Below are 24,986 nucleotides of genomic sequence, written 5' to 3'. Positions count from 1 at the left end.
CCGAGGTGGGCACATGAAGGTGGTCGCACTCGTGGAGGTCCCGCCGGACATGCAGGCGGCGGCGATGGCCCTGGCATCCGCGACGGGCATGGCGCCGGCGGAGGCTCGGATGCGTCTGGCGCCGGAGCCGCCCGCGTTGCTCGCGCGGTTGGCGCCGGAGGCGGCGGAGGCGCTGGTGGCGTCGCTCAAGCGCCTGGGACTGGCGGTGCTCGCGGTGGACGAGCAGGGGCTTGGTCAGGGGCGGGTGGTGGCGCGCCGCGTGACGTTCAACGCGGACACCGTGACGTTCACGTCGCGCGCGGGTGAGTCACTCGACGTGGCGTGGGGCGAGGTGGTCGCGGTCATCCGAGGGGCGAGCTCGGTGCGGACGCAGAGCGAGCACAAGGAGCAGCCGAGCAAGTTGGATGTCGCCAAGGCGTACGGCCTGGCGATTGCCACGCACGGGCTGATGCTGCCTCGGACGGGGGCGAAGACGGTGCGCCAGGAGTCCGAGGAGACGTCGCAGCTCATTTATGTCTTCGCGCGAGATGGTGGGAGCGCGGTGCTGAGCGAGCACGGGATGGACTACTCCTGCCTGGGGCCCGCGATGCAGCCCTCGCGCATCGCGAACATGACGATGCTCATGCGGATGCTGTGTGAGCGCGCGCCGGACGCCTTCCACGATGAGCGCCTGTTGCGCCTGGGCCGGCGCCCGCTGCCCTTCGTCGTGGCGGATTCGACGCAGATGGCGACGGGCGACGTGTCGGTGCGGCGGGTGAACACGCTGCAGGGCATGGACGTGCTCGCCGAGGTGATGCGTCAGGCCGTCGTCCAGGGGCTGCTGGGCTGACAGCCCCGCCCGAAGGACTCGCCGTGACAAGACGCCTTTGCCGCCGTCGGGTGAGGCGCGCGAGTCCTATTCGTGCGCGGTCGCCTTCGCGGGGGCCTCGCCGAGCAGCAGTCGCCGGACGATGGGCACGGGCGGGTAGCCGTAGGACACCACCGCGTCGTGGAAACGCTGGAGGGAGAAGGCCTGGCCCCACTGCGCCTTCGCGTCCTCACGCAGCTCCATGAGCAGCTTCTTGCCCAGTGCGTAGACCAGGTAGGTGGGGTCCGACGTTCCCCGGCGGGCCTCGCGCTCCGCGTTCGTCTTCGTCATGAACGCCTCTTCCTCGAACAGCCGCACCGCCTGCTCGTACGTCATGCCGCGCGTGTGCAGGGACAGGCCCGCGACGTAGCGCGCCAGTCGCTGGAGGTAGAGCGCGAGCTGGTTCAGTCGCAGCTTGTCGGCCGCGGGCCCCGAGCGCCCACCGTAGCCCTCGTCGAGCATCATCTGCTCCGTGTAGAGGCCCCAGCCCTCGGAGAACGAGCCCGAGCCCAGCAGGCGCCGCACCTTGGACTCCACCCGGTTCGTCCAGAGGAACTGCACGTAGTGGCCGGGGTATGCCTCATGGATGGAGACGAGCGGCAGCGCATGATGATTGTAGAAGCTCATGTGCTGCTCGGTCTGCTCCGCGTTCCACGTCGGGTCTGGCGGCGTCACGTAGTAGTAGGCCTCCGTGGCCTGCTTCTCGAACGGACCGGGCGTGCTCATGCTCGCGAAGGACAGTGAGCGATTGAACGACGGCGTCTCCGCCACCTGCGCGCGGACCTCGCTGGGCACGGTGATGATGCGCTCGCGGATGAGGAACGCTCGAATCTCCTCCAGTGTCGCGGTGGTGCTGGACACCAGCTCCGCGGGCGTCGGGTGCTCCTTGCTCAGCTCCCGGTACACGTCCATGGGCGCCTTGCCAGGCCCCAGTCGTCCGGCCACCTCCCGGAACTGGGTCTGGGTGCGCTTCATCTCCGCCTGCCCCCATGCGAGCAGCGAGTCGATGCTCTCCGTCACGCCCTCCTCGTAGAGCAGCTTCTTGCGATAGGTCTCCTCGCCAATCGCGAAGTTCCCCTGGGAGCGGGGCAGCATGTCCTCACGCAGGAACTGGATGTACGCGTCGATGGCCGCGAGGCAGCGCGCCTGTTCCTTCTGGAACGCCTCGTTCAGCGCGGCATCCTTCACCGGCGCGAAGGCCTGGGGCAGCGTCTGAGCGTAGAGCGACCGGGTGCCCTGGGCCTGCTGGAGGGCAATCTCCGTCCACATTCTCGGCGGGTTCTTCAGCGTCGTCCGCGCCGCCGCGAACAGGTCCGGCACCTTGGCCATGCGGCTCACCGCCGAGCGCATCCGCTGTTCCAGTGGCGCGAAGTCCCGGTTGATGAGCTGGAAGACGGAGACGGAGGCCTGGCTCAGGTACGTGTTGGGGTTGCGCTCCCAGGAGCGCACCTCTTCGGAGTCCAGGATGCGCGCGCGGAAGTGGTTCTCCAGGATGTCGTAGTCGGCCCGGTCCAGGGGCGGCAGCGCGTCGCGGTCCACCGCCGTCGGCAGCGCGGCGAGTCGGCCCTTGAGATACGCGAGGTGTGACGCACGCTCCTCGGCGGTGAAGCCGCGCAGCTCACCGTCGTAGGTGTGGACGCCCGCGGACGTGGCTGACAGCGGGAAGCGACGGAACTGCTCGTCGAAGTGCGCGTCCACGAAGGCACGGAGCGCCACCTGCGCGGGCGTGAGCGCGGCAGCGGCCTGGGTGACAGCCGCGGACGGAGACTCGCTCTGTGTCGGAGGGCGCGAGGTGGTGCAGCTCGCGGACAGCAGCAGCAACGCGGCGAGAGTGCTCGAAGTGCGCGGCGCGGTCATCGTTCCTCGGCGGGCGAAAGAGAAGGTGCCGGGAGCCTCGCCGATGCCACCGCGTGCGACAAGCGCACCCCGACGCATCGCGTGGGGACCGCCGACGCTCAGTGACAGCGCGGTGATGTGTCGACCGCGCGGAAGACGAGCACCGCCGCCGCCACGAGTGGCATGGCCCGACGAAGCAGGAACTCCGAGAGCCGGGGCCGCTTGCTCCACAGCCCTGCTTGCAGCTGTGCGCCGACCAGCGCCGGAGCTCCGCCCAGCGCGAAGGCTCCCATCACCAGCGCGCCACCACCGAACGAACCGCTCGCGAGCGCCACGGTGAGCACGCCGTAGAGCAGGCCACAGGGAAGCAGCGGCGTCACCGCACCCATTGCGCCCGCGCGACCCACCCACGAAAACTTTGCGCTCCAGCGCGAGAGGGCGCCCGCCAGCCGCGAGAGCCCAGGCAGAGGGGGCAGGCGTTTCCCAAGCTCCAGGGCGGAGGCCACGAGCGCCGCCGCCATCAGCCACGGAAGGTACGGACGCGTGGATACGGCGAGCGCGCGCGTGACGCCGCCGCCCAGTGCGCCCAGCGCGCCTCCCACCAGCGCGTACGCCCCCAGGCGAGCACCTTGATAGGCGAGCAGCGCCCGGTGTCGCTCGGGCCCGCGCATCGCCGGGAGCCCCGCGCAGGCGAGCGGCCCACACATGAGGAAGCAGTGAACGCTGCCGGTGAGTCCCACGGTGAGTGCGCCGAGCGCGCCCGCCACCAGCGTCGGCGTCGGAGTCAGCGAGGTCAGCAGCAGCGGAACGTCGATGGGCATGAACGGGTCCTTCGCAACAGGCATGCCGTTCGCAAGGTGACAGCTCGCATGCCCGACTCCGCGCAAACCCGGCCCCATGTGGCCGTCTGCCTCCACTGTGGCAGCCGCGTGCCGGAGGGCACGGCCTCGCGCGAGTTCTGCTGCGCGGGGTGCGAGGTGGTGCATGGCCTGCTGGTGACGCAGGGGCTGACTCGCTACTACCAGCTCACGGGTGGGAAGACGGCGCCCGCGGCGGAGCCTGCTCGAGGTCGAGGACTCGCGTGGCTGGAGCCCCTGGTGGCCCGCGCGGAGGCGATGCCGGGCGCGCTGTGTTCGCTGGAACTGGACGTCCAGGGCATCCACTGCGCCGCCTGTGTCTGGCTGATGAACGAGTTGTTCCGCCGTCAGCCCGGTGGCGCGGGGCTCACCGTGGACCCCGCCCTGGGCAAGGCGCGCATGCAGTGGAAGCGCGGGGCCTTCGACGTGGGCGGCTTCCTGCGAATGGTGGAGGGCTTCGGATACCTCTTCGGTCCCAGTCGCAAGCGGCCCTCGCCCGCGAGCCTGGACCTGCCCATCCGCCTGGGCATCTGCGTGGCGCTCTCGATGAACGTGATGTTGTTCTCGGTGAGCTTCTACGTGGGGCTCGCGCCGGAGGATGGAGACGTCTTCCAGCTCTTCACGCGGCTGAGCCTGGGGTTGTCCACGCTCGTCGTCGCCGTCGGAGGATGGCCGTTCTTCCGCTCGGCGTGGCAGGGGCTTCGTCGAGGCGTGCCGCACCTGGACCTGCCCATCGCGTTGGGCATCCTGCTGGTGTTCGGCACCTCGCTGGTGCAGGCCCGGGGAGGACGCGGCGACCTCGCCTACTTCGACACCCTCAACACCTTCGTCACGCTGATGCTGGTGGGACGCTGGCTCCAGCAGCGTGTCCTGGAGCGCAACCGGCGCTTCCTGCTGGAGGACGATGGCGCCGACGGGCTCTTCGTTCGTCGGCAGGAGGGAGAGCGGCTCGCCACCGTGCGCGTGTCCCAGGTCGCCGAGGGTGACCTGCTTGTCATCGCGCCTGGGGACCTGGTGCCGGTGGAGGCCGAGTTGCTCGATGCGAGCGCGCGCGTCTCCACGGACTGGATGACGGGAGAGCCGGATGAGCGCGAGGTGGCCGTGGGGGAAGCGCTGCCCGCGGGTGCCTTCAATGCGGGGCGCGAGGCGGTGCGCGCGAAGGCGCGACAGTCGTTCCAGGACTCGCCGCTGGTGGCGCTGCTGCGCCGTGCGCCGGAGGGCACGGGCCGAGGCGCGGGCCACACGCGCTTCTGGGAGGCGGTGTCGCGGCGGTGGGTGGTGACCGTGCTGGCGGTCTCGGCATTGGGGCTCGTGTTGTGGTGGCCGTCGGGACCCGACAAGGCGCTGGAGGTGGCGGTGGCCCTGCTGGTGGTGACGTGTCCCTGCGCCATCGGCATCGCCACGCCGCTGGCCTATGAGTGGGTGCAGGCGCGCTTGCGTCGTGAGGGCTTCTTCATCCGCTCCACGGATCTGCTGGACCGCCTGCCGCGTGTACGTCAGGTGCTGTTCGACAAGACGGGGACGCTGACGCTCGGGCGGATGGAGCTGGTGGACCGGGCCTCGCTCGATGCGCTCACGGAGGAGGCGCGCGACGTGGCCTTCAATCTGGCCTCGCGCAGCAACCATCCGGTGAGTCGGTGTCTCTCGGACTCGCTCTCGCGGATGGGCGCCCGCTTCGTTCCGGAGGCGCGGGTGACGGAGCACCCCGGGCAGGGCCTGGAGTGGGTGCGACATGGCGTGTCGTGGCGCCTGGGACGCGCGGACTGGCACCTGGTGCGAGCCAGCAGCTCGCCGACTTTCGTGGGGCATGGCCACGGCGCCGCGCAGTTCGAGGCAGGACTCGGAGACTCGGACACGCTGCGAGCTGGCTACACCCCACGGCTTGAGATGGGAAGTGAGCAAGCCCCATCCGCCGTGCCGTTCGAGGCGGGACTCGGAGCAACAGCCCCGCTGCGAGCTGGCTATACGCCACGGCTCGAGGTGCCATCGCAAGCGAGCGCCACCCTTCCTGGCTCGAACAATAGAACTCCGGTCCTGCCGCGCGCCGACGGCACCGACGGGCCTCGTGGCACCGTGCTCTTTCGCGACGGCTCCCCCCTGGCCTCATTCCCGGTGCGTGAGGCCCTGCGACCGGACGCACGCCGCGAGGTCCTCGCGCTCCAGGCCGAGGGCCATGCTGTCTGGCTCATCTCGGGCGACGCACCCGCGAGGGTGCGCGAGCTGGCGGTCTCCATCGGCGTGCCCCTGGAGCGCGCCTTGGGCGGCCTTCGTCCCGAGGACAAGGCGTGGGCTGTCTCGCGCCTCGGCGCGACGGATTCGCTGTACCTGGGCGACGGCGTCAACGACAGCCTCGCTTTCGAGCGGGCGCTCTGCGCGGGAACCCCCGCGATTGATCGCCCGGTGATGCCGGGCAAGAGCGACTTCTTCCTGGTGGGCGAGGGGCTCTCCTCCCTGCGCGAAGCCCTGCGACTGTCGCGTCACCTGCGGCACGTGGTGCGACGGCTGTTGGTGCTGGCCATCGGCTATAACGCCGTGGCCGTCGCCGTGTGCCTCGCGGGCTGGATGACGCCGCTGCGTGCCGCCGTGGCGATGCCGGCCACCAGCCTCGCCACCGTCCTGTTCACCTTGTGGAGCCTGTCCGCGCCCCGGGCTCCACGCGGTGCTTCGGTGCCCCTGGCTCGTCCCACGGAGGTGCCCGCATGAACGTGCTCGTGCTCCAGGTCTTCGTGAGCCTGATGCTCGTGGCCAGCTCGGTGCTGCTGTTCATCTACAGCATGCGTCACCGGGACCACGAGCAGGCGGACCGGCTCGCGCTCTTTCCGCTCGAGGAGGACAGCGCGGCTCGCCCCGCAGCGTCTTCCGACGGGCCGTCGTCGCCTTCGGCTTCCCAGGAGTGACTCCGTGCAACAACAGCGAATCGTCTACGACGACACCACGGTCCGCCGCTTCATCTTCGCGGCGGTGGTCTTCGGCATCGTGGGCATGGCGGTGGGTGCGCTGGTGGCCAGCCAGCTCGCGTGGTGGCAGGCCAATCTGGGCATCCCCTATCTGACGTACTCCCGGCTGCGGCCCCTGCACACCAACGCGGTCATCTTCGCGTTCGTGGGCAACATGATGTTCGCCGGCGTCTACTACTCCACGCAGCGCCTCTTGAAGGCGCGCATGGCGTCCGACGTGCTCTCGAACATCCACTTCTGGGGCTGGCAGCTCATCATCGTCGCCGCGGCCATCAGCCTGCCCCTGGGCATCACCACCTCCAAGGAGTACGCGGAGCTGGAGTGGCCCATCGACCTGGCCATCACCGTCATCTGGGTCGTCTTCGCCATCAACTTCTTCTGGACCCTGGCGAAGCGCAACGAGAAGAACCTCTACGTCGCCATCTGGTTCTACATCGCGACCATCATCACCGTGGCGGTGCTGCACATCGTCAACAGCCTGGCGCTGCCGCTGGACGGGCTCAAGAGCTACTCCGTCTTCTCCGGTGTGCAGGATGCGCTGGTGCAGTGGTGGTACGGCCACAACGCCGTCGCCTTCTTCCTGACCACGCCGATTCTGGGCATCATGTATTACTTCCTGCCCAAGGCGGCGGAGCGGCCGGTGTACTCGTACCGGCTCTCCATCATCCACTTCTGGGCCCTGGTCTTCATCTACATCTGGGCCGGTCCCCACCACCTGCTCTACACGGCGCTTCCTGACTGGGCGCAGTCCCTGGGCATGGTGTTCAGCGTCATGCTGTGGGCGCCGTCGTGGGGCGGCATGCTCAACGGCCTGCTCACGTTGAAGGGCGCGTGGCACAAGCTGCGCGATGACCCGGTCCTCAAGTTCTTCATCGCCGGCGTGACGTTCTACGGCATGGCGACGTTCGAGGGGCCGCTCTTGTCCATCAAGACGGTGAGCGGGCTGGCGCACTACACGGACTGGATTGTCGGCCACGTGCACGGCGGCGCGCTGGGCTGGAACGGCTTCATGGCGGCCGGCATGTTCTACTGGCTGGTGCCCAGGCTGTACGGCACGAAGCTGTACTCCACCCGATCGGCGGACGCGCACTTCTGGCTGGGGACGGTGGGCATCCTTCTCTACATCGTGTCGATGTGGATCAGCGGCATCAACCAGGGGTTGATGTGGCGGGCCACGCACGCGGACGGGACGCTGCTGTATCCGAACTTCGTGGAGACGCTGCTCGCCATCCGGCCCATGTACATCGTCCGCTTCGTCGGCGGCTCCATGTATCTGGTGGGCTTCTGCATGATGGCGTGGAACCTCTGGAAGACGGCGCGCGCGGGCAAGGCCGTGGACGGAGAGACCACCGTGGTGGTGGAAGACACACCTGCTCCCGTGCCCACCGCGACGACGACGCCCGCGCCGGGCTGGGTGCAGGTCGTCACCGGCCGTCCGCTGGTGTTCGCCATCGCCATCCTCACGGTGACGATGTTCCTGGGCTGGGCGAAGCCGGTGCGCGCGCTGGTGCTGATGGGCGCCATCGTCGCGCTGGGCGAGCTGGCCTGGATTGTCACTCGCAAGGACCGCGAGGCGGGACGGCCGTCATGGTTCGCGCTCATCGAGGGCCGCCCATTGGCCTTCACGGTGCTGACGCTGGTGGCCATCCTGATTGGCGGCGTGGCGGAGCTGCTGCCCACCATCCTCATCCAGCAGGCCGTGCCCGCGCATGGCGAGGCGCAGAAGCCGTACTCGCCGCTGGAGCTCCAGGGCCGAGACCTCTACGTGCGCGAGGGTTGCTACACGTGCCACTCGCAGATGATTCGCCCCTTCGTGGCGGAGACGCAGCGCTACGGCGACGTGTCCCGCGCGGAGGAGTTCATCTACGACCACCCCTTTCAGTGGGGAAGCAAGCGCACCGGGCCGGACCTGCACCGCGTGGGTGGCCGATATCCGAACCTCTGGCACTACACGCACATGATGGATCCGCGAGCCACGAGTCCCGGCTCGAACATGCCGCCCTATCCGTGGCTGGCGGAGAACCGCATCCGCGTGAAGGACGCGCCGAAGAAGCTGTCGCTGATGCGGAAGCTGGGCGTGCCGTACACCAACACGGACGTGGACTCGGCCGAGGCACGGCAGAAATCCCAGGGTGAGGCCATCGCCGCGGACCTGGCGACTCAGGGTGTCCAGGTGGCGTGGGACTCGGAGATGGTGGCCCTGGTCGCCTACCTCCAGCGCCTGGGTCGAGGTCCGCAGGATGTGCCGCCGCCAGAGGTCGCGCCCACCGCTTCGGCGGCGGGAGTCCAGGAAGGAGGCCGCTGATGTACAAGCAATTCTACCAGGGCATGACGTTGGAAGAGCTTCCCCTCTTCGCGCTCGTCCTGTTCATCGCCATCTTCCTGGGCGTCTGCGCCTGGGTGTTCGGAGCTCGCAGGAGCCAGGACTTCGACGCGCTCTCACGGCTGCCGTTGTCGGAGCGCGGGGAGGGCGGTCATGAGTGAGAAGTCGCTGGTCAAACACATCTATGACGGCATCGAGGAGCACGACAACAACCTGCCGAACTGGTGGCTGTTCCTCCTCTGGACGACGCTCGTCTTCGGCGCGGGCTACTGGTTCTGGTACCACATCGCGGAGGCAGGGCCGGGACAGCTGGGCGAGTACGCCGCGGAGTCCGCTGAACACGCCCAGCGCATGGCCAGCAACACGCCCGCGTCGGACGACCTGCTGCTGAAGCTGGTGAAGGACCCGACGTCGCTGGAGGGTGGCAAGGCGGTGTTCCAGGCCAACTGCGCGGCCTGTCATGGCGCGCAGGGACAGGGCCTCATCGGCCCCAACCTCACGGACGGCTTCTGGCTGCACGGCGGCGCACCCATGGCCATCCACAAGGTGGTGGCCGACGGCGCAGTGGCCAAGGGCATGCCCGCCTGGGAGCGGACGCTGGGGGGCGAGCGCGTCAAGGCCGTCACCGCGTACGTGTTGACGCTCAAGGGGACGAACGCCGCTGGCGGAAAGGCGCCTCAGGGCGAGCCCGAGCAGCCGTAGCGCTCGCGCCGCGAGGACTCCGACATGGCGACAGCCCCCCAGCAGGAAGGCCCCCGCATCGACCAGCTCTCGTCCATCCACGCGGATGGCTCGCGGCGGGCGCTGCATCCGTCGGATGTGCGGGGCCGCTTCATCACCTGGCGCCGCGTGGCGTTCGCGGTGCTCATCGCCATCTATGTGGCCCTGCCGTTGATAGACGTGGGCGGACATCCCGCCGTGCACCTGGACGTGGCGGCGCGACGCTTCTTCCTCTTCGGCGCCACATACAACGCGCAGGATTTCTGGCGGGTCCTCTTCCTGTGCACGGCGCTGGGGTTCGGCCTCCTGTTCGTCACGGCGTGGCTGGGCAGGGTGTGGTGCGGTTGGGCCTGTCCGCAGACGGTGTTCCTGGAGGGGCTCTATCGGCCGCTGGAGCGGCTCATCGACGGGCCTCGCGAGCGGCGGCTGCGCCAGGAAGGGACGTCGTGGACGGCGGGCCGGGTGGCGCGCGCGGTGGTGAAGCATGGCGCCTGGCTGGGCGTGTCGTTGCTCCTCGCCCACGCCGCGCTCAGCCTCTTCGTGTCCGCCGGAGGGCTGGTGTCCATGGTTGCCGGAGGGCCGAGCGCGGCTCCAGTGGCGTTCACCTGGGCCATGGCCGTCACGGGCGCGCTGTACTTCAACTTCGCGTGGTTCCGGGAGCAGCTCTGCGTGGTGGTGTGCCCCTATGGGCGGCTCCAGTCGGCGATGCAGGACGGGGACTCGCTCATCGTCGGGTACGACGCGCGACGGGGCGAGCCTCGGGGGCGGTTGTTGAAGGTACTCCCCACTCGGCCCGCGCCGCCGAAGGGCGACTGCGTGGACTGCCGCAAGTGTGTCACCGCGTGCCCCACGGGCATCGACATCCGCAACGGCCTGCAGATGGAGTGTCTGGCCTGCGCGCAGTGCATCGACGCGTGCGACGAGGTGATGGACCGGGTGGGGCGTCCGCGCGGGCTCATCCGCTACGACTCGCTCAACGGGCTCGCGGGCCAGCCCCGGCGCACGTGGCGACCCCGGCTGGTGCTGTATGCGGTGCTGCTGCTCGCCTCCGTGGGTGGGTTCGTGTGGAGCGTGGCGAGGCGCATCCCGTTCGAGGCGAACCTGCTGCGCTTCCAGGGCACGCCCTACCTCGTGGAGGCGGGCTCGGTGCGCAACCAGTTCGAGGTGCACCTGGTGAACAAGAACCCGGAGGAGTCCACCTTCTCCATCACCGTGCGGGGCCCGCCCTCCGCGCAGGTGGTGATACCTCAGGCTCAGGTGCGGCTCGCCTCGCTGGAGAGCTTCCGGGTGCCGCTGTTCGTCCTCGTCCCACAGGGGAGTGCCGATGTTCCCTTCACCTTCCTCGTCGAGGTGGCGGACTCCGCTTCCGGCGAGGTGAAGCGGATGGAGGCGCGCTTCCTCGGCCCGCCGTCCCCGCGTCGCTGAGGGGGCAGGGCGGCAGGCTCACGGACTCTCCATCCGACGAAAGCCGTGCGTGTCTCCTGGGGCACTCCGCAGATTCTGCGGGCGCCTCCGGGGACCTCGGGCGACAGGCGTGGCACGCGCCTTGGAATGGGGTGGAGGGACATGGAACCGCTGCCAGGTGTCCCCCGGCCCACGCCGGAGCTGCTGAGTCGGTACGACGTCTCCGGACCTCGCTACACGAGTTACCCCACCGCGCCGGAGTGGCGTCAGGACTTCGGGCCGGAGGCGCTGGAGGCCCGGCTGCGGAGCGCTGGGACGCGGGACTCCGCCGAGCCGCTGTCGCTCTATGTCCACCTTCCGTTCTGTCACAGCCTCTGTTGGTACTGCGGCTGCAACGTGGTCATCAGCAGGGACACGAGCGCGGCGGATCGGTACCTCGACCACCTGGTCATGGAACTGGACCTGGTGACAGCGCGCCTGGGCGCGCGTCGCTCGCTCTCGCAAATCCATTGGGGAGGAGGCACGCCGACGTTCCTCACGGAGCCGCAGCTGGAGCGACTGTGGACCGAGCTCACGCGGCGCTTCGTGCCACTGCCGGACGCAGAGGTCGCCATCGAGGTCCATCCCTCCGTGACGACGCCGGGGCAGCTCACGTTGCTGCGGAGCCTGGGCTTCAACCGCCTGTCCATGGGGTTGCAGGACTTCGACCCGCGCGTGCAGGAGGTGACGAACCGCCTTCAGACGCCCGAGCGGACGCGAGCGTTGCTGGAGCATGCGCGCGCACTCGGCTTCACCGGCGTGAACTTCGACCTCATCTACGGGCTGCCCTACCAGGCGCCGGAGGGCTGGGCGCGGACGCTGGAGACGGTGCTGGAGATGCGGCCGGACAGGCTGGCCGTCTATTCGTTCGCCTTCATGCCGGACGTGCTCAAGCACCAGAAGCGGATGCCGGCCGAGGCGCTCCCCACCGCGCCGGTGAAGCTGGAGTTGTTCCGCTCGGCCTATGCCGCGTTCGTGGGGGCGGGGTACCAGGCCATCGGCATGGACCACTTCGCGGTGCCGGAGGACGAGCTGGCGCGCGCGCTGTCCGAGCGCCGACTGGGCCGCAACTTCCAGGGCTACACCGTGAAGGCGGCCTCGGACGTGGTGGCGCTGGGCAGCACGGGCATCAGCGACGTGGGCGGCGCGTATGCGCAGAACGTCCGTCCGCTGCCCGCCTACTACGAGCGCGTCTCGCGGGGGCGACTGGCCACCGAGCGCGGCCTGCTGCTCACCGAGGACGACCGGAAGCGCCGCGCGGTCATCACCCAGCTCATGTGCAACGCCTGGGTGGACCTGGGCGAGGATGGAGTCCGCGACTTCGCGCCCGAGCTGGAGCGACTGCGGCGCTTCGAGGAGGACGGCCTCGTGGTCCGCTCGGGCACGCAGTTGGAGCTGACGGCCCTGGGCCGACTGTTCGTGCGCAACGTGGCCATGGTGTTCGACGCGCGCCTGGCGCGGGCCGAGCGGCCTCGCTTCTCCCGAACGGTGTAGCCACCCGGACCACCGAGCAGGCAGGCCCCTCACGGGGCCGCTCCCCTGGCTTCCTCCCGAGGCAATGGCCACTTCACCTGCGCGCCCTCGGGCGACGGAGGTGGTGATGGAGCCGCGACAGTCGCGTGGGTCTGTTCGACGAGGGCTGAGGGCCTCCTGCCTGCTCGCCTCGCTCCTGGTGGCCTCACTGGCGGGCGCGGCGCCCAAGCCAGGGGAGGCCCTGCCGGAGCTGTCCTCGCAGGACCTGGAGGGGAAGACGCACCGCAGTCAGGAGTGGAGGGGACGGCGCACGTTGCTGGTGGTCCTCACCGACAAGGACGGCGGCGAGGAGATGCGCCGTTGGTTCGACACGGCCGCCACCCAGGTTCCGGACTCCGTGCACCGGGCCTCCGTGCTCACCTTCAAGGTGCCCTTCTTCGTCAGCGCGGACTCCGCGCGGGAGCGGGCGAAGAAGAAGGTGCCCGAGGCGTTCTGGACGGACACCTGGCTCGACAAGAGCGGCGCCGTGGGCAAGTCGCTGGGGCTGGCCTCCAGTCGCGAGCCCTATGCCATCGCGCTCGATGAGCGGGGACAGGTGCTGGCCGTCGTGCACGGCAACGCGGACTCGCCGGAGGCCAGGGCCCTGCTGCAGAAGCTGTCAGGCCCGTGAGGCTTCCGGCGGTGGAGACACGAAGGGCGCCGCGGGTGGGTTCCCGCGACGCCCCGGTTCAGCGTGTCTGCTCGTTGGCGCTCAGCGCTGCGACAAGATTTCCTGGGCGCGCTTCTTGTCGGTGGAGAACGTGAAGGCGTTGTAGAGCTGGTAGTTGTTCTCCGTGTCGAGGATTCGCGCCTTCACGGCGCGCAGCACGTTGAGCTTGTCGTCGTTGAAGGAGAAGCGGTCCATCAGCCGCATCACCTGGGAGACGAGGAGGTAGTTGTTCTGAAGGCCCGTGTTGAGGACGCGGAGCTTGTCGTCGGTGAAGGTCTCCCGGGAGATGGCGTCGAACCAGCGCTGGAAGGCGCCGTCCCCCATCGGGCGAACCATCGGCTCCGGCGGCGGGGGCGGCGGGCGCGGCATCACCGTGGCGAGCAGCGGGGCATCGGCGACCTGGCGCCTCACGTTCTCCAGCGTCTCCTGGGCCTTGCGCACCTTGTTGCGCGAGTCCCGGTCCGCCCGGTCCTCGATGTCCTCCAGCAGGCGCTCCAGGCGCTCCAGGCGCTGCGCCAGGTCCTCGCGGCTGACCACCACCAGGGTGCCGGTGCTGTTCGGCGGGACGAACGGGCCCGAGTTGTTGTGCGGCGGGTACTGCGGCTGGGAGGGCTGCGACGGCTGCGGACGGCCCGGCGGGGGAGGACGGAACTTCTCCATCGTGGCGTCGGGCGCCTGCTGCTTCTCGACCTGAGGGGAGGTCTGCGCGAAGGAAGTGGCGGCGGTCAGCAGGGCGACGGCGATTGCGAGGGACTTCATCGGGAGCGTCCTTGTTTGTGTACTCGACAGTTCTGACGGGCCGAGTCTCATGGCATTCAAAGCCCCCAGACGACAAGGGGCCCCCTGTCTCATGTCTCAGGGAGAGGGGGTTCGTTTGGACAGCACGGACCCCTCGGCCGACAGCTCGTAGACGAGCGGAATGCCGGTCGCCAGCTCCAGTCCCACCACCTGCTCGCCGGTGAGTTGGTCCAGCTTCATGACGAGAGCGCGGTTCGAGTTGCCGTGGGCGACGACGAGGACGTTCTTCCCCAGGCGGACGTCGCCGGAGATGGCGCGTTCGTAGAAGGGGAGCACGCGCCGGGCGGTCATCTCCAGCGACTCGCCATTCGGCGGCGGCACGTCGTACGAGCGGCGCCACAGCTTCACCTGGGCCTCGCCGAAGCGCTGGGCGGCGTCCGCCTTGTTGAGGCCCTGGAGGTCGCCGTAGTGGCGCTCGTTGAGGGCGGCGTCGCGGATGATGGGCGGGCGCTGGCCGAGGGCCTCCAGGATGATGGTGAGCGTCTCCTGCGCGCGGGTGAGCGCGGAGGTGTAGGCGACGTCGAAGCTGATGCCCTGGAGTGCGCGCGCGGCGAGGCGGGCCTCGAGGCGGCCCTTCTCGGTGAGGGGCACGTCCACGAGGCCGGTGAAGCGGTTCTCGTGGTTCCAGAGGGACTGACCGTGGCGGACGAGTGCGAGAAGGGGCATGGCTCTCCCTGCTAGCGCAAGCCGGGCATCACGGCCAAGGGGCCCGCGCGCAGGAGCGCGACGGGGGTGACACCCGTCAGGCTCCGGAAGTCGGAGATGAGGTGGGCCTGGTCGTAGTAGCCGGTGGCCGCGGCGATGGCGCCCCAGTCTGGCGTGGCGGCGCGCGTGGAGGCCCGCATGGCGCGCTGGAAGCGGACGATGCGCGCATAGACCTTGGGGCTCATGCCCACCACGTCGTCGAAGGCGCGCCGCAGCTGTCGCTCGCTGACGCCCAGCCCTCGCGCCAGTGCCTCAATCCGGGGCAGCTCCTGTGACTGGGAGATGGCGCGGACCGCGCGGCGGACGACGTGCGCGGAGGCGGGCTCGAACACGTCACCGCGACGCAGGCGCTCGGTGAGCGCGGTCTCCAGCACCTGGACCTTCGCGGCCAGGGTGGTGCTCTCGTGCATCCGCTCACGGAGGTGGGCTCCGTCCTCGCCCCACAGGGTGTCGAGGTTGACGACGCGGTCGGTGAGGTGGGCCATGGGCACACCGAAGAAGGGGTAGGCGCCTCCGGCCTTGAAGCGCACGGCGACGGCCAGGGGCGGCACCTCCGTCCCGCCCTTCTGGAGCACATGCAGGCGCGTGCCGATGACATAGGCGTCGCCCCGGGTGTCGGAGAGGCGGACGATGAGCTCGGCCTCTCCATCGGGAAGGCGGACGTACGCGGGGCCGCCGCCCGCATCCCGGGGAACGGCGCGGAAGCCACGCACGAAGCCCGCGAGCGCGCCGTGGGCTTCGACCTGGAGCGACTGGGAAGTCACGGGGCCAGCATGCGGCACGCGAGGGGCGGGTTCAATCCGGGGCCAGGGCAGGCGAGCGCTCATGGCCGATTTCTCCAATCGACCCGAGGCCCGCGTTTCTACCTTGGGAGGGCACGACACCCCTGCTTCCCCCGAGGAACCTTCATGCGAGTCCATCACCTCAACTGCGGCACCCTGTGTCCCGCCGGCGGCGCGCGCTTCGTCCTGGGCGAAGGCGGCTTCTTCTCGCGGGCCCGGATGGTCTGCCACTGCCTCCTCATCGAGACGAATGATGGCCTCGTCCTGGTCGACACGGGGCTGGGGCTCAAGGACCTCCAGGACCCGACCCGACTGGGCCAGCGCTTCCTCCGCCGCAACTCGCCCCGGTTGGACCCTCGGGAGACGGCCGTCGCGCAGGTGGAGCGACTGGGCTTCCGGCGCGAGGACGTGCGTCACATCATCCCCACGCACTTCGACCTGGACCACATTGGCGGGCTCGCGGACTTCCCTGGCGCGCAGGTGCATGTCTTCCGTGACGAGCACGCGGCGGCCATGGTGCCGTCGGCGAAGAACGCGAAGTTCGGCTACCGGCCCGTGCAGTGGGAGCACCAGCCGTCTTGGAGGCAGTACGCGGTGGAAGGGGAGCGGTGGTTCGGCTTCGACGCGGTGCGCGTGATTCCGGGGCTGTCCACGGAGGTGTTGCTGGTGCCGCTCGTGGGGCACTCGCCGGGGCATTGCGGTGTCGCCGTGAAGACGGAAGGGTCATGGCTGCTGCACGCGGGTGACGCCTACTTCAACCACAAGGAGCTGAACCCCGTGTCACCTCGCAGTCCGCCGGGCCTGGCGCTCTTCCAGCGGCTGCGCTCGACGGACAACGCGGCGCGCCTCGCGAACCAGGAGCGCCTGCGGACGCTCGTGCGGGAGCACTCGGCGGAGGTGAAGGTCTTCTCCGCGCACTGCGCCGTGGAGCTGGACCGCTACGCGGTGGCACAGCCCGTGACGGCGGAGCGAAGTGGCGTCGCGTCTCCGAACCTGGAGCCCGCGCCCGGAGCGGGTGGTCGCGCCGCCTGAGAGACGTGCACGGGACGTGTCAGGCCTGTCGGCGCCGACGGGCCCGGTACAGGTCTTCGTAGAGGCCGAGGAGGAGGTGGCCTCCCAGGATGAGTCCCTGCTCGATGTCGCGCGCGGCCGCGGGTGACGCGTCGTAGGGCGCGTCGAGCTGGCGGTAGAAGCCGTCAGCGTGCTCCTCGTCGAGCGTGGCGTGCGTGGGGTAGTGCACCACCTGGTCCGCGGTCAGCCAGCCTCGCGCGACGATGCCGCGACCCAGCTCCACGGAGATTCCGCTGAACAGGTCCTCGATGATGCCGAACACGGCGAGGCCAGTGTGCGGTGTCTCGAAGCCGGCGATGCCCGTCAGCGCGACGTTGAACTTGCGGACCTCCGGACCGAAGGCGCCATCCTGGAGCCGCTCCCCGGACGCGCCGAGCCGCTCCAGGAGCAGTTGGAACGTGTGCTCGTGGCCGTGGGAGAGCGCGCCGCGCCCATGCTCATCGAAGACGTTCTCAACCAGCGGCAGGCGGAGCTCGGGGCGGGGAAGGCGGCTGGCGAGCAGGGCCATGGGCCGCGAGAAGTGCGCGACCGCCGAGAAGAACTGCAGCTGCGTCTCGATGAAGTCGCTCCGCTCGAACGAGCCGTCCTTCAACGCGCGCAGGTACGACGACGTCTCCAGGACGTTCCAGCCCGACTTCAGGCCAGCGATGTGGTGACGCAGGTTCAGATTTCGGAGGAGGGAAGGTGCACCCATGCAGGGGTTCCCTTAAGTCGGGTCAGGTCGAGAGAATAGACGGTGCAGACCGTGTCGGGAGAAATGCCGGCGTCCCGCAGCCAGTCGAGCTGCGCTTTCAATCGCTCGTCGAGCGTGAAGCAGGCCAGCGTGTCCGCGTTCCGCCCGGCGAGTTCCCGCCCGCACTCCCGGAGGTAATGCCCCCAACCCCGGGTCCAGGCGGTGGGAGGCGCCGCGAGGTGCACGAGCGGCCAGGGCTTGTTCGTCGAACGGAGCTGGAGGTCCTTGCTCCCCGACGTGGTGCACCAGCCCGCCCCTTCGAGCTTCCGGCCAGACGAGGGCCCGAGCACCAGCCCGTCACCTGGGACCTGCGTGGGCGCGCCCGCGAGCTCCAGCGCCGCGAGCCGCGCCGGGGGAACGAAGTAGAGCGCGAGCCGGCTCTCCGGCCGACCCATGCGCAGCGGGTTCCAGCCTCGCGCCGTGTGCATGACGTCGCCGCGCGCGCCCCGCATGGCGGCGCCGTACAGGAACCGGATGCCGCGCAGCGCGGGGATGCGGAACAGGTGCGTGAGCCCCTGGAAGATGAGCCTCCGCGCCAGTCCCGTGCCGCGCGCGTGCGGGGCCACCTTGAGGTCGCAGATGTAGAAGCCCTGGGCGGCGGTGTCGCCTCGCAGGACCTGCCGGGAGATTCCCGTCACGGAGCCCAGCAGTTGTTCGCCACGCAGCGCCAGCAGGAAGTACGCGTCCCCCATGGACGAGAAGAAGGGGTGGTACTCGGGTCCGTGGTCGATGAAGAAGTGGTCGGCGCCGTCGGCGATGGGGTACTCGATGCCCCGCTCGAGCGGGCGCAGTCGTTCCACATAGGGGCCGAGCGTGTCTGGCCGACACACCACGTAGCGCACGCCGCTCATGGTGAGGAGGTCCGTCGGAAGCCGACCTCGATGCGCTCATAGAACAGGCTGCGGTCCCGGGCCTGGAGCTGTTTGCCGAGCGCGTCGTCGAACACGAAGGCTGGACTGAAGAAGCGGCGGAGGTCTCGCTGGTTGTTGAGCTGTCGCAGCAACACGGCGCAGCCGGGGCGAGCCTCGCGTGAAAGCAGCGCGGCCCACTCGGCGACGAGCGTGTCGTCCGACCAGTCGAAGATGTTGGACAGCGAGATGACGTCGAAGCGTCCCAGGTCGGGCACGTCGGGGAGCGAGCCCTGCACCAGCGTGACGGGGAGCGGTGCCTCCGCGCGCAGGTACTCGGGACGGTCCTCGGGAAGGTAGGCGCCGAGCAGCACGTGCTGCAGGTAGGGGTTGCGGTGGGCGTCCTCGCGCCGCAGCCCTCGCTCGAAGGTCGCCTGGAAGTAGCCGGGATAGGAGCCGGGCGTCGCGTGTTGGGTCGCCGCCGGGCCGAACATGGCGTGGAGGAACGGGTCCGCGAACGCGAGCTGGAATGCCACCGGCCAGTAGGACGAGGCGAACCAGCCGTCGCGCAGTGCGGCCCGTTCGGCGGCGGAGGTCGTGGGCGCGAAGAAGGCCGCCAGCTCGCGCGCTGGGGCCGCGAACTCCTCGAGGAAGTGGCGCAGGGTGCGGAACAGGCCCTCGAACTCGCCGCGCTGATTCAACCTCGTGGCGTCGGTGGCCCTCACGTTGAAAGCCTCCAGGCTCGCGGTGCCGAGGCTCGCGGCCTTCTCCCGTACGTGGGCGAGCTGTCGAGGGTTGAAGTCGAAGCCCACCAGCTCCAGGGACGGATTGCGCCGGGCCAGGGTCAGGAGCGTGCAGCCTCCGGACGCGACAGTGAGGAGGGCTCGGGCCTGGGTGCGCCCGATGAGTTCCTGCTCCAGCTCCGGGTCTTCACGGACGACGGCGAATTTCAGACGGGGGGGCGTGGTGCTCAAGTCGTCGGCGGGGGGCGAGGGTTGCTTCGGCGAGGGGGCGGATTGTAGGGCATGATGTCACCCACAGGAACAGCCCATGCCGACGCTCTCATCGTCCCTTACTCCCCAGCGATTGCGTGAGCTGGAGCAGGTCGACGCCCGCCATCTGCCCCGGCTCGGGGTGTTCCTCGCGCTCTACGGTGTGGCGGCGTGGGGGGCAATGGTGCTCGCGCTGGAGGCCCTGCCGGCTGCCCAGGTCTGGCTCGCGCGCGGGCTGCTCTACGTCGTCGCGGCGGCCTCGCTTCACGGCATCAGCCTGTTCACCCATGAGGCCGTGCACGGTGGGCTCTCCACGCGGCCGTGGCTGAACAGGCTGGGCGGGATGCTGTGCGCGTGGCCCGTGCTGCAGAACCTCGCGGCCTACAAGGTGCTGCACCTGCGGCACCACCGGGACCTGGGCGGTGGGTTGGACCCCGACCACTACGCCAACTACACGGGACGACGCTGGCTGGAGCTGGCGATGCACGTGGGCCGGTTGCTGCTCGGATATCCCGCGTACATCACCATGATTCCCATCCTGGGCTGGAAGCACGGGACGGCGTCCGAGAAGCGGTGGATTGCCTTCGAGGTGGCGATGGTCGTCGCGGGGGCGGTGCTCGCGGGCGTCTTCGTGCCGTGGCCCGTGTTGCTGCATGCCTGGGTCATCCCCATGGTCATCATCAACACGCTGGTCAATATCCGGGGCATGAGTCAGCACACCTTCCTCACGCAGAGCAGTCATCCGGTGCGGGGCTCGCGGACCATCCTCTCCAATCCGGTGACGCGGTTCTTCATGTGCAATGAGAACTACCACCTGGAGCACCACCTGTACCCGCGAGTGCCCTGGTACAACCTGCCGGTGCTGCACCAGTCCCTGCGGACCGAACTCGTCGAGCAGGGGGCGCCCTTCATCCCGTCCTATTTCTCGTTCGTCCGGGGGGTCTTCAGTGGCGCCCTGATGCGAGAGGCCCGGCGCGTCTCCTCCGCGGATGTCTGAGCGCCCCTTCCTTCACGAAGCGCTGCTGGCGACCTTCGGAGTGACGCTGTCGTGCGCGCTCCTGTTCGTGGCGGGGGCGCGGTCCGTCAGCTTCTTCCAGGTCGCGGGGGCCACGGCCCTGTTCATCCTCGCGGTGGCGGTGCTCGCGCGGCTGGACACCTGGGCGCACGTCTTCCGGGTGCGGCTGGTGCTGGCCTATGTGGCGACGTTCTTCTTCTACGCGTCGGTGAAGACCACCATTCCCGCGCTGGGGCTCGAGACCCAGGACGCGTGGCTGTTCAGCCTGGACGCGCGGGTGTTCGGAGGAAGCACTCCGTCGGTCTGGTTCCAGCGGTGGAGCGCGCCGTGGGTGCATGACGTGTTCAGCGCGAGCTATCTCGCGTTCCACGTGTACCTCCACCTCGCGATGGCCTGGGCGGTGGTGGGGCCCCGGGAGCGGGCGGAGCGCTTCTTCAGCCACGTCTTCTCGGCCTACGTGCCGGGTATCGCGGGCTACTATCTGGTGCCGGCCATTGGCCCCGTGGCGGCGTATCCCGAGTTGTTCACCGCGCCCCTCGAAGGAGGGTGGCTGACGCGGCTGAACGCGGCCGTCGTCGCGAGCGGCTCGTCCACCTACGACCTCTTCCCGAGCCTGCACGTGTACATCACCCTGGTGTTGCTGAGTCACGACGCGCGCGCGCATCCCTGGCGCTTCCAGGCGCTGGTGCCCGTGGCGGCGGCGCTCATCCTCTCCACCCTGGTGCTGCGCTACCACTACGCGGTCGACCTGCTCGCCGGTGTCGTCTGGTTCATCGCCTTCAGCGCGGTGTTTCCACGTCTCCAGACACGGTGGGCGTCCTGGCGGTGCGGGCTCCTCGCGGGCTCCGGGCCCGCGGTTCAACCCCGTCCTTGAGACGTCGCCCGCGTCTCGCTGTCACACGCTTGGCGAGGCATTGACGAATTGTCGCGCGGACGGCCGCGGACGGCCCCGCAAGTCCTCGGAATGTCGTGCGGGGCGGCTTGGAACGGCACGTGAAAGGCAAGGGGACAACAGGAGGAAGCCGCCATGGCCCGGTGCCGTCAGTCCCGTTCCCGCTCGTCTCCCGCCACCTTCACGTTCCTCGAGCGCAGCGCGCTCGGGGTGCTTCGACAGGAAGTCCTCGAGCTCATCCTCGACTTTGGACTTCGGACCCGCGCCGCGGGGGTGACACATGTCACCGTGCTGGAGCGCGACCTGCCCTTGCAACTCCAGGACTCGTCGCTGGCACGGCAGGCGCGGGGCTGGATTGTCCTGGTGAGTGATGACGAGCGCCTCATCACCTGTTACCGGCGCGGGGATGCAAGCGGTTTCATCCGCCGCAAGCCGAAGCATCGCCTTAACGGCGGACGCCCGCACCCCAACACGAGGACCCGTCGCGCACGTGACAGACACTCCACGGGCTACAGGGCCGGGTAGGGCTCACTGCTTCACAGTTGGGGTGTTCAATGACAGGCACCCTTGTATCAAGCGCTGCGCGCCGCGACAGGCTTTGGAAGGTGAGAGGGCGCAATCCCTCTCGTTTCTGGAGTTTTGTATGCCCCGCACACCGCTCTTCGACCTGTTCCGACAAACCACCCGGAAGGCGCTCGCCGCCGAGTCACCGGAGGCGAACGCGCTCGAAGCCCGACGCGTGGCTCGAATGGACCGCCGCTCCGTGTTGAAGGGGGTGACGGCGCTGGGGATGGGAATGGCGGTGCGGGCGGCGCGGGCCGAGGAGGCGCGTCCTCCCTCCGCGCTTCGCGTGGGCATCGTCGGTGCGGGGCTCGCGGGCCTCGCGTGTGCCTATGAGCTCAGGTGCTCGGGTGTGCAGGCCACGGTGCATGAAGCCCGGGAGCGCACGGGCGGCCGGGTGTTCTCGATGGGAGGCGCGTTCGGTGGGCCGGTCATCTTCCCCGGGCAGGTGGTGGAGCGGGGCGGGGAGTTCATCGACTCCGGACACTCGACGATGCTGGGCTATGCCCGTGAGTTCCACCTGGAGCGGGAAGACCTCCTGCGGGTGACGGGGGACGTCTTCTACTTCTTTGGCGGACAGCTCTATTCCGAGGCGGATATCCTGGAGGAGTACTGCCCGCTCATCGCGGCCATCAACCAGGACTTGAGCAGGCTGTCCGAGGCGCCCACGGCGGCCGACCACACGGAGCTGGACCGGCGGTTCGACCTGCTGGACCTGGTGACCTACCTGGAGGCGCGGAACACGGGGCCCCTGGTGAAGGCCGCCATCATCGCCGCGTACGAGGCGGAGTACGGCCAGGCAGCGGATGAGCTGAGCTGTCTCAACCTGCTGTTCCTGATTCAGACCGAGCAGTGTCGACGGTTCGAGCCGTATGGCGAGAGTGATGAGCGGTATCGCCTGCTCGGCGGCAATCAGCAGATTCCACGCGAGCTGGCGGCGCGTCTGCCGGGACAGGTCCGACAGGGCGAGCGGCTGGAGTCGGTCAGGAAGACTCCGACGGGCGCGCTCGCGCTCACGCTGCGGCGCGGAAGCACGTCGTACACGGCGACGTATGACGTCGTGGTGCTCGCGGTTCCGTTCACCGTCCTGCGACGGGTGGAGCTGGCGGCGTCCCTGGGCCTGCCGGCGTGGAAGACGCGGGTCATCCGGGAGCTGGGGTACGGCACCAACGCGAAGATGATGGTGGGGTATCGCGGGCCGGTGTGGCGGGCGAGCGGGTGCAGTGGGGCGAGCTACTCGGACCTGATGAACCATCAGGCCACGTGGGAGACGAACCCGACGCGGGCGACACCGGGCGACGCGGTGTTGACGGACTTCGCCAGTGGACCGCGTGGGGCAGGCATGGACCCGAGCAACGTGGCGGGCGAGGCGGAGCGCTTCGTGGCGGCGATGGGCCGCGTGGTGCCGGGGACGGCGGGCGCGGTGAAGCGGGGCGTGGACCGGCGCATCGTCGCGCACCTGGAGCACTGGCCGAGCAATCCGAACGCCCTGGGAAGCTATTCGTCCTATCGGCCCGGGCAGTTCACGTCACTCGCGGGCACCGAGGGGACACCCGTGGGCAATCTCTACTTCGCGGGTGAGCACACCAGCTCGTTCTACGAGGCCCAGGGCTACATGGAGGGCGCGGCGGCGACGGGGAAGAGCACCGCCCAGGCCATCCTGGCGATGGCGAACGTGGCGGCGGCGGCCGGGTGACCCCTGGAGAAACAAGGGCGGGCCCGCCGGAGCGGACCCGCCCTCACGCACTCACGAAGGGAGCAGGTTACTGCGCGCAGTAGACGGCGCGCTCGAACTTGCCCGTCACTTCGACGATGGACGTGGCGCGAACCACGAACTCGCTGGCCCCGACGCGCGTGTCGGCATTGCACCAGTCATACGTGTAGCCCAGGCCCGTCCACGGGTACTGCGTCTTCTGCCAGAACCCATAACTGGAGGCGAAGTTGGCGTTGATCCAGTTCTTGTGCTCGGTGGTGGCCGTGGTGGGGAACTGGAGGCCGCACGTGCCGTCGTCGATCTCCGAGTCCGGACAGGGGCGGAACATGTCTCCGGGCTTCACCCACAGCTCGACGATGTAACGCGCGTTGTCGCCTTCGGTCGCCGGGGGCAATCCCAGATACTGATTGACGCGCGGGACGAGCTTCTCCGCGGACACCGTCTTGCAGAATGTCTGGAGTTGGGGAGCGGCCGTGACCCAGACCTCGCGAGAGAGCGTGTTCGCTCCCAGGGTGTAGCCCTGGAAGGTGGTCCAGATGGCCATGCGCACGGCCGTCTTGGTCTCATTCCAGACAAGGTTCGGGTTGGACGGGCTGATGGCCCACAGCTGCGTGGAGATGTCTTCGGTCGTGGGCTCCGCAGCGTGGCGGACGGCCTCCGTATAGGTCTGCGCGTCGCACGCCAGCGGTTCGGGGACAGGGTCCTTCGTGTCGTCGTCACCGCATGCGGCGAGGGACAGGAGCGCGGCGGTGGCGGCGAAGCATCGCAGGGGGCGCGAGAAAGCGCTGAACATCAGGTCAACTCCATGGGGAGGGTAGGTTCACAAGGAGTGTAGAGGAAGGAAGGCGGGGCACCAGCCAAAACGACCGCGCGAGACGCGAGCCCGCGGCGAGGTTCCGTGCATTGAAAGACAGCCATCCTCCCTTGGGGCTCAGGTACCGCCGCCACCGAACAGGCCGAGCTGCTCGACGCTGCCCATGGGGGCGACGGGGCTGTCGTCGGCGGGCAGTTCGCGGCGCACGGGTACGGTCGGGACAGGGGGCGCAAGCACGCGGGGCTCTGGCTCCCGTGGCGCGGGAGGGGGTGGGGCGGGTGTCGCGTAGACCTCGGGACGCCAGATGCCGTCGCGGGCCAGGCGCACGCGCTCACGCAGCTCCGGCAACAGCTCCGGGTCCATGGGAGCGAGGCGCTGGGCAGGGGCCGCCACGAGCGGCTCGAAGACCTGCACTTCCTCCAGCCACCACGCCACGGTGCCGCGACAGGACGCACCCGGGGGCCACCACCAGGCGTCACGTCCAAAGGCGCGGGAGTCGTTGCCCACGGTGGACACCTCCGCGAGCCGGGCCATGGCGACATACGCGCCAGCGGGCAGCACGTCGCGGGTGGGGCATTCCAGGCCGTGTGCCCCGCGCAGCCACTCCACGGCCTCCTCGTCGTACTCACGGGTGGCGTAGAGGGCGAGCCAGCAGCCGAGCACGGCCTCGGGAGGGTGGAGCGGGTGGCGTCGCTCGGGGACACCGGGACGCGCGGGCTCCACGTCGTGGACGAAGACGCTCCACATGCCGTGGTGCGTGAGCGCCCACGTCCACGGCCGGCTCAAGGGCAGGTGGAACACTCCCATCCCCTTGCGCGTGTAGCGATAGGCTCCGGCGAGTGGGATGGAACTCATGGGGCCGCACCCTACACGACCGACCCGACATGATGCGCGGG

At 69.3% G+C, this 24,986-nt stretch carries 24 protein-coding genes; 14 read left to right on the top strand and 10 right to left on the bottom strand.

What is annotated here, in order from left to right:
* Positions 1-13 precede the first annotated feature (13 nt).
* On the top strand, positions 14-829 hold the full coding sequence (locus HUA76_RS16830) for a hypothetical protein (RefSeq protein ID WP_174453181.1): 816 nt from the start codon (positions 14-16) through the stop codon (positions 827-829).
* Between the two features lie 66 nt (positions 830-895).
* Here the strand turns inward: HUA76_RS16830 and HUA76_RS16825 are convergent, their stop codons facing one another.
* Both HUA76_RS16825 and HUA76_RS16820 read right to left on the bottom strand, forming a co-directional pair.
* Positions 896-2,704 carry a DUF885 domain-containing protein gene (locus tag HUA76_RS16825; RefSeq protein ID WP_174461451.1) on the bottom strand — a complete coding sequence of 603 codons (1,809 nt, stop codon included), beginning with the start codon at positions 2,702-2,704 and terminating at the stop codon, positions 896-898.
* A 98-nt stretch (positions 2,705-2,802) separates the two neighbouring features.
* Positions 2,803-3,528, bottom strand: coding sequence for a sulfite exporter TauE/SafE family protein (locus HUA76_RS16820; protein WP_254614263.1), 726 nt, complete (start codon positions 3,526-3,528; stop codon positions 2,803-2,805).
* Positions 3,529-3,552: 24 nt separating this feature from the next.
* On the opposite strand from HUA76_RS16820, the gene HUA76_RS16815 reads away from it, so the two are divergent.
* From HUA76_RS16815 to HUA76_RS16780, 8 genes are all read left to right on the top strand, one after another.
* Complete coding sequence (locus tag HUA76_RS16815) at positions 3,553-6,243, top strand: heavy metal translocating P-type ATPase metal-binding domain-containing protein (RefSeq protein WP_174461450.1); 2,691 nt, start codon at positions 3,553-3,555, stop codon at positions 6,241-6,243.
* Complete coding sequence (locus tag HUA76_RS16810) at positions 6,240-6,437, top strand: cytochrome oxidase (RefSeq protein ID WP_141645466.1); 198 nt, start codon at positions 6,240-6,242, stop codon at positions 6,435-6,437. Before HUA76_RS16815 ends, HUA76_RS16810 begins: the two co-directional genes overlap by 4 nt.
* Before the next feature lie 4 nt (positions 6,438-6,441).
* On the top strand, positions 6,442-8,802 hold the full coding sequence (gene ccoN / locus HUA76_RS16805) for a cytochrome-c oxidase, cbb3-type subunit I (RefSeq protein WP_174461449.1): 2,361 nt from the start codon (positions 6,442-6,444) through the stop codon (positions 8,800-8,802).
* Positions 8,802-8,981, top strand: a complete 180-nt coding sequence (locus HUA76_RS16800) for a CcoQ/FixQ family Cbb3-type cytochrome c oxidase assembly chaperone (protein ID WP_141645468.1) — start codon at positions 8,802-8,804, stop codon at positions 8,979-8,981. Before ccoN ends, HUA76_RS16800 begins: the two co-directional genes overlap by 1 nt.
* Entirely contained in the window at positions 8,974-9,522 is a 549-nt protein-coding gene (locus HUA76_RS16795) for a cbb3-type cytochrome c oxidase N-terminal domain-containing protein (protein WP_174461448.1), read from the top strand. Before HUA76_RS16800 ends, HUA76_RS16795 begins: the two co-directional genes overlap by 8 nt.
* Positions 9,523-9,546: 24 nt before the next feature.
* A complete protein-coding gene (gene ccoG / locus HUA76_RS16790) occupies positions 9,547-10,965 on the top strand; it encodes a cytochrome c oxidase accessory protein CcoG (RefSeq protein ID WP_174461447.1) in 1,419 nt (472 codons plus the stop codon).
* Between the two features lie 141 nt (positions 10,966-11,106).
* Entirely contained in the window at positions 11,107-12,477 is a 1,371-nt protein-coding gene (hemN, locus tag HUA76_RS16785) for an oxygen-independent coproporphyrinogen III oxidase (protein WP_174461446.1), read from the top strand.
* 64 nt (positions 12,478-12,541) lie between these two features.
* Positions 12,542-13,126 (top strand): hypothetical protein, encoded by a 585-nt coding sequence (locus HUA76_RS16780; protein ID WP_174461445.1) that lies wholly within the window; start codon positions 12,542-12,544, stop codon positions 13,124-13,126.
* Between the two features lie 81 nt (positions 13,127-13,207).
* On the opposite strand, the gene HUA76_RS16775 is transcribed toward HUA76_RS16780, so the two are convergent.
* From HUA76_RS16775 to HUA76_RS16765, 3 genes are all read right to left on the bottom strand, one after another.
* Complete coding sequence (locus tag HUA76_RS16775; protein ID WP_254614262.1) at positions 13,208-13,924, bottom strand: DUF4476 domain-containing protein; 717 nt, start codon at positions 13,922-13,924, stop codon at positions 13,208-13,210.
* Between the two features lie 96 nt (positions 13,925-14,020).
* Positions 14,021-14,629, bottom strand: a complete 609-nt coding sequence (locus HUA76_RS16770) for a 2,3-diphosphoglycerate-dependent phosphoglycerate mutase (protein ID WP_174453191.1) — start codon at positions 14,627-14,629, stop codon at positions 14,021-14,023.
* Between the two features lie 11 nt (positions 14,630-14,640).
* On the bottom strand, positions 14,641-15,495 hold the full coding sequence (locus tag HUA76_RS16765; RefSeq protein ID WP_217439743.1) for an AraC family transcriptional regulator: 855 nt from the start codon (positions 15,493-15,495) through the stop codon (positions 14,641-14,643).
* Positions 15,496-15,576: 81 nt separating this feature from the next.
* On the opposite strand from HUA76_RS16765, the gene HUA76_RS16760 reads away from it, so the two are divergent.
* Positions 15,577-16,482: an MBL fold metallo-hydrolase gene (locus HUA76_RS16760; RefSeq protein WP_174461444.1), complete on the top strand. Its 906-nt coding sequence runs from the start codon at positions 15,577-15,579 to the stop codon at positions 16,480-16,482.
* Positions 16,483-16,501: 19 nt separating this feature from the next.
* On the opposite strand, the gene HUA76_RS16755 is transcribed toward HUA76_RS16760, so the two are convergent.
* From HUA76_RS16755 to HUA76_RS16745, 3 genes are read right to left on the bottom strand one after another with little or no spacing between them, the layout of a single operon-like run.
* Positions 16,502-17,215 carry a TenA family transcriptional regulator gene (locus tag HUA76_RS16755; protein WP_174453192.1) on the bottom strand — a complete coding sequence of 238 codons (714 nt, stop codon included), beginning with the start codon at positions 17,213-17,215 and terminating at the stop codon, positions 16,502-16,504.
* Positions 17,185-18,105 carry a GNAT family N-acetyltransferase gene (locus HUA76_RS16750; protein ID WP_174461443.1) on the bottom strand — a complete coding sequence of 307 codons (921 nt, stop codon included), beginning with the start codon at positions 18,103-18,105 and terminating at the stop codon, positions 17,185-17,187. Before HUA76_RS16750 ends, HUA76_RS16755 begins: the two co-directional genes overlap by 31 nt.
* Entirely contained in the window at positions 18,102-19,076 is a 975-nt protein-coding gene (locus HUA76_RS16745; RefSeq protein ID WP_174461442.1) for a DUF3419 family protein, read from the bottom strand. Before HUA76_RS16745 ends, HUA76_RS16750 begins: the two co-directional genes overlap by 4 nt.
* 76 nt (positions 19,077-19,152) lie before the next feature.
* Between HUA76_RS16745 and HUA76_RS16740 the strand changes: the two genes are divergently transcribed.
* The 4 genes from HUA76_RS16740 (at position 19,153) to HUA76_RS16725 (ending at position 23,258) form a co-directional block, all read left to right on the top strand.
* Positions 19,153-20,091, top strand: coding sequence for a fatty acid desaturase (locus tag HUA76_RS16740; protein WP_174453195.1), 939 nt, complete (start codon positions 19,153-19,155; stop codon positions 20,089-20,091).
* Positions 20,084-20,983: a phosphatase PAP2 family protein gene (locus HUA76_RS16735; protein WP_174453196.1), complete on the top strand. Its 900-nt coding sequence runs from the start codon at positions 20,084-20,086 to the stop codon at positions 20,981-20,983. The genes HUA76_RS16740 and HUA76_RS16735 overlap by 8 nt, the downstream gene beginning before the upstream one ends.
* 153 nt (positions 20,984-21,136) lie before the next feature.
* Positions 21,137-21,526, top strand: a complete 390-nt coding sequence (locus tag HUA76_RS16730) for a hypothetical protein (protein WP_141645481.1) — start codon at positions 21,137-21,139, stop codon at positions 21,524-21,526.
* Between the two features lie 118 nt (positions 21,527-21,644).
* Positions 21,645-23,258 (top strand): NAD(P)/FAD-dependent oxidoreductase, encoded by a 1,614-nt coding sequence (locus HUA76_RS16725; protein ID WP_174461441.1) that lies wholly within the window; start codon positions 21,645-21,647, stop codon positions 23,256-23,258.
* Positions 23,259-23,325: 67 nt separating this feature from the next.
* Here the strand turns inward: HUA76_RS16725 and HUA76_RS16720 are convergent, their stop codons facing one another.
* Positions 23,326-24,069, bottom strand: a complete 744-nt coding sequence (locus HUA76_RS16720; protein ID WP_174453198.1) for a hypothetical protein — start codon at positions 24,067-24,069, stop codon at positions 23,326-23,328.
* Positions 24,070-24,207: 138 nt separating this feature from the next.
* A complete protein-coding gene (locus HUA76_RS16715; RefSeq protein WP_174453199.1) occupies positions 24,208-24,945 on the bottom strand; it encodes a hypothetical protein in 738 nt (245 codons plus the stop codon).
* Positions 24,946-24,986: the final 41 nt, after the last annotated feature.

Source organism: Myxococcus sp. CA056 (assembly GCF_013336715.1).
Lineage (GTDB): Bacteria > Myxococcota > Myxococcia > Myxococcales > Myxococcaceae > Myxococcus > Myxococcus llanfairpwllgwyngyllgogerychwyrndrobwllllantysiliogogogochensis.
Note: the sequence above shows the minus strand (reverse complement) of the source record. Positions and strands in the feature narration are given on the sequence as shown.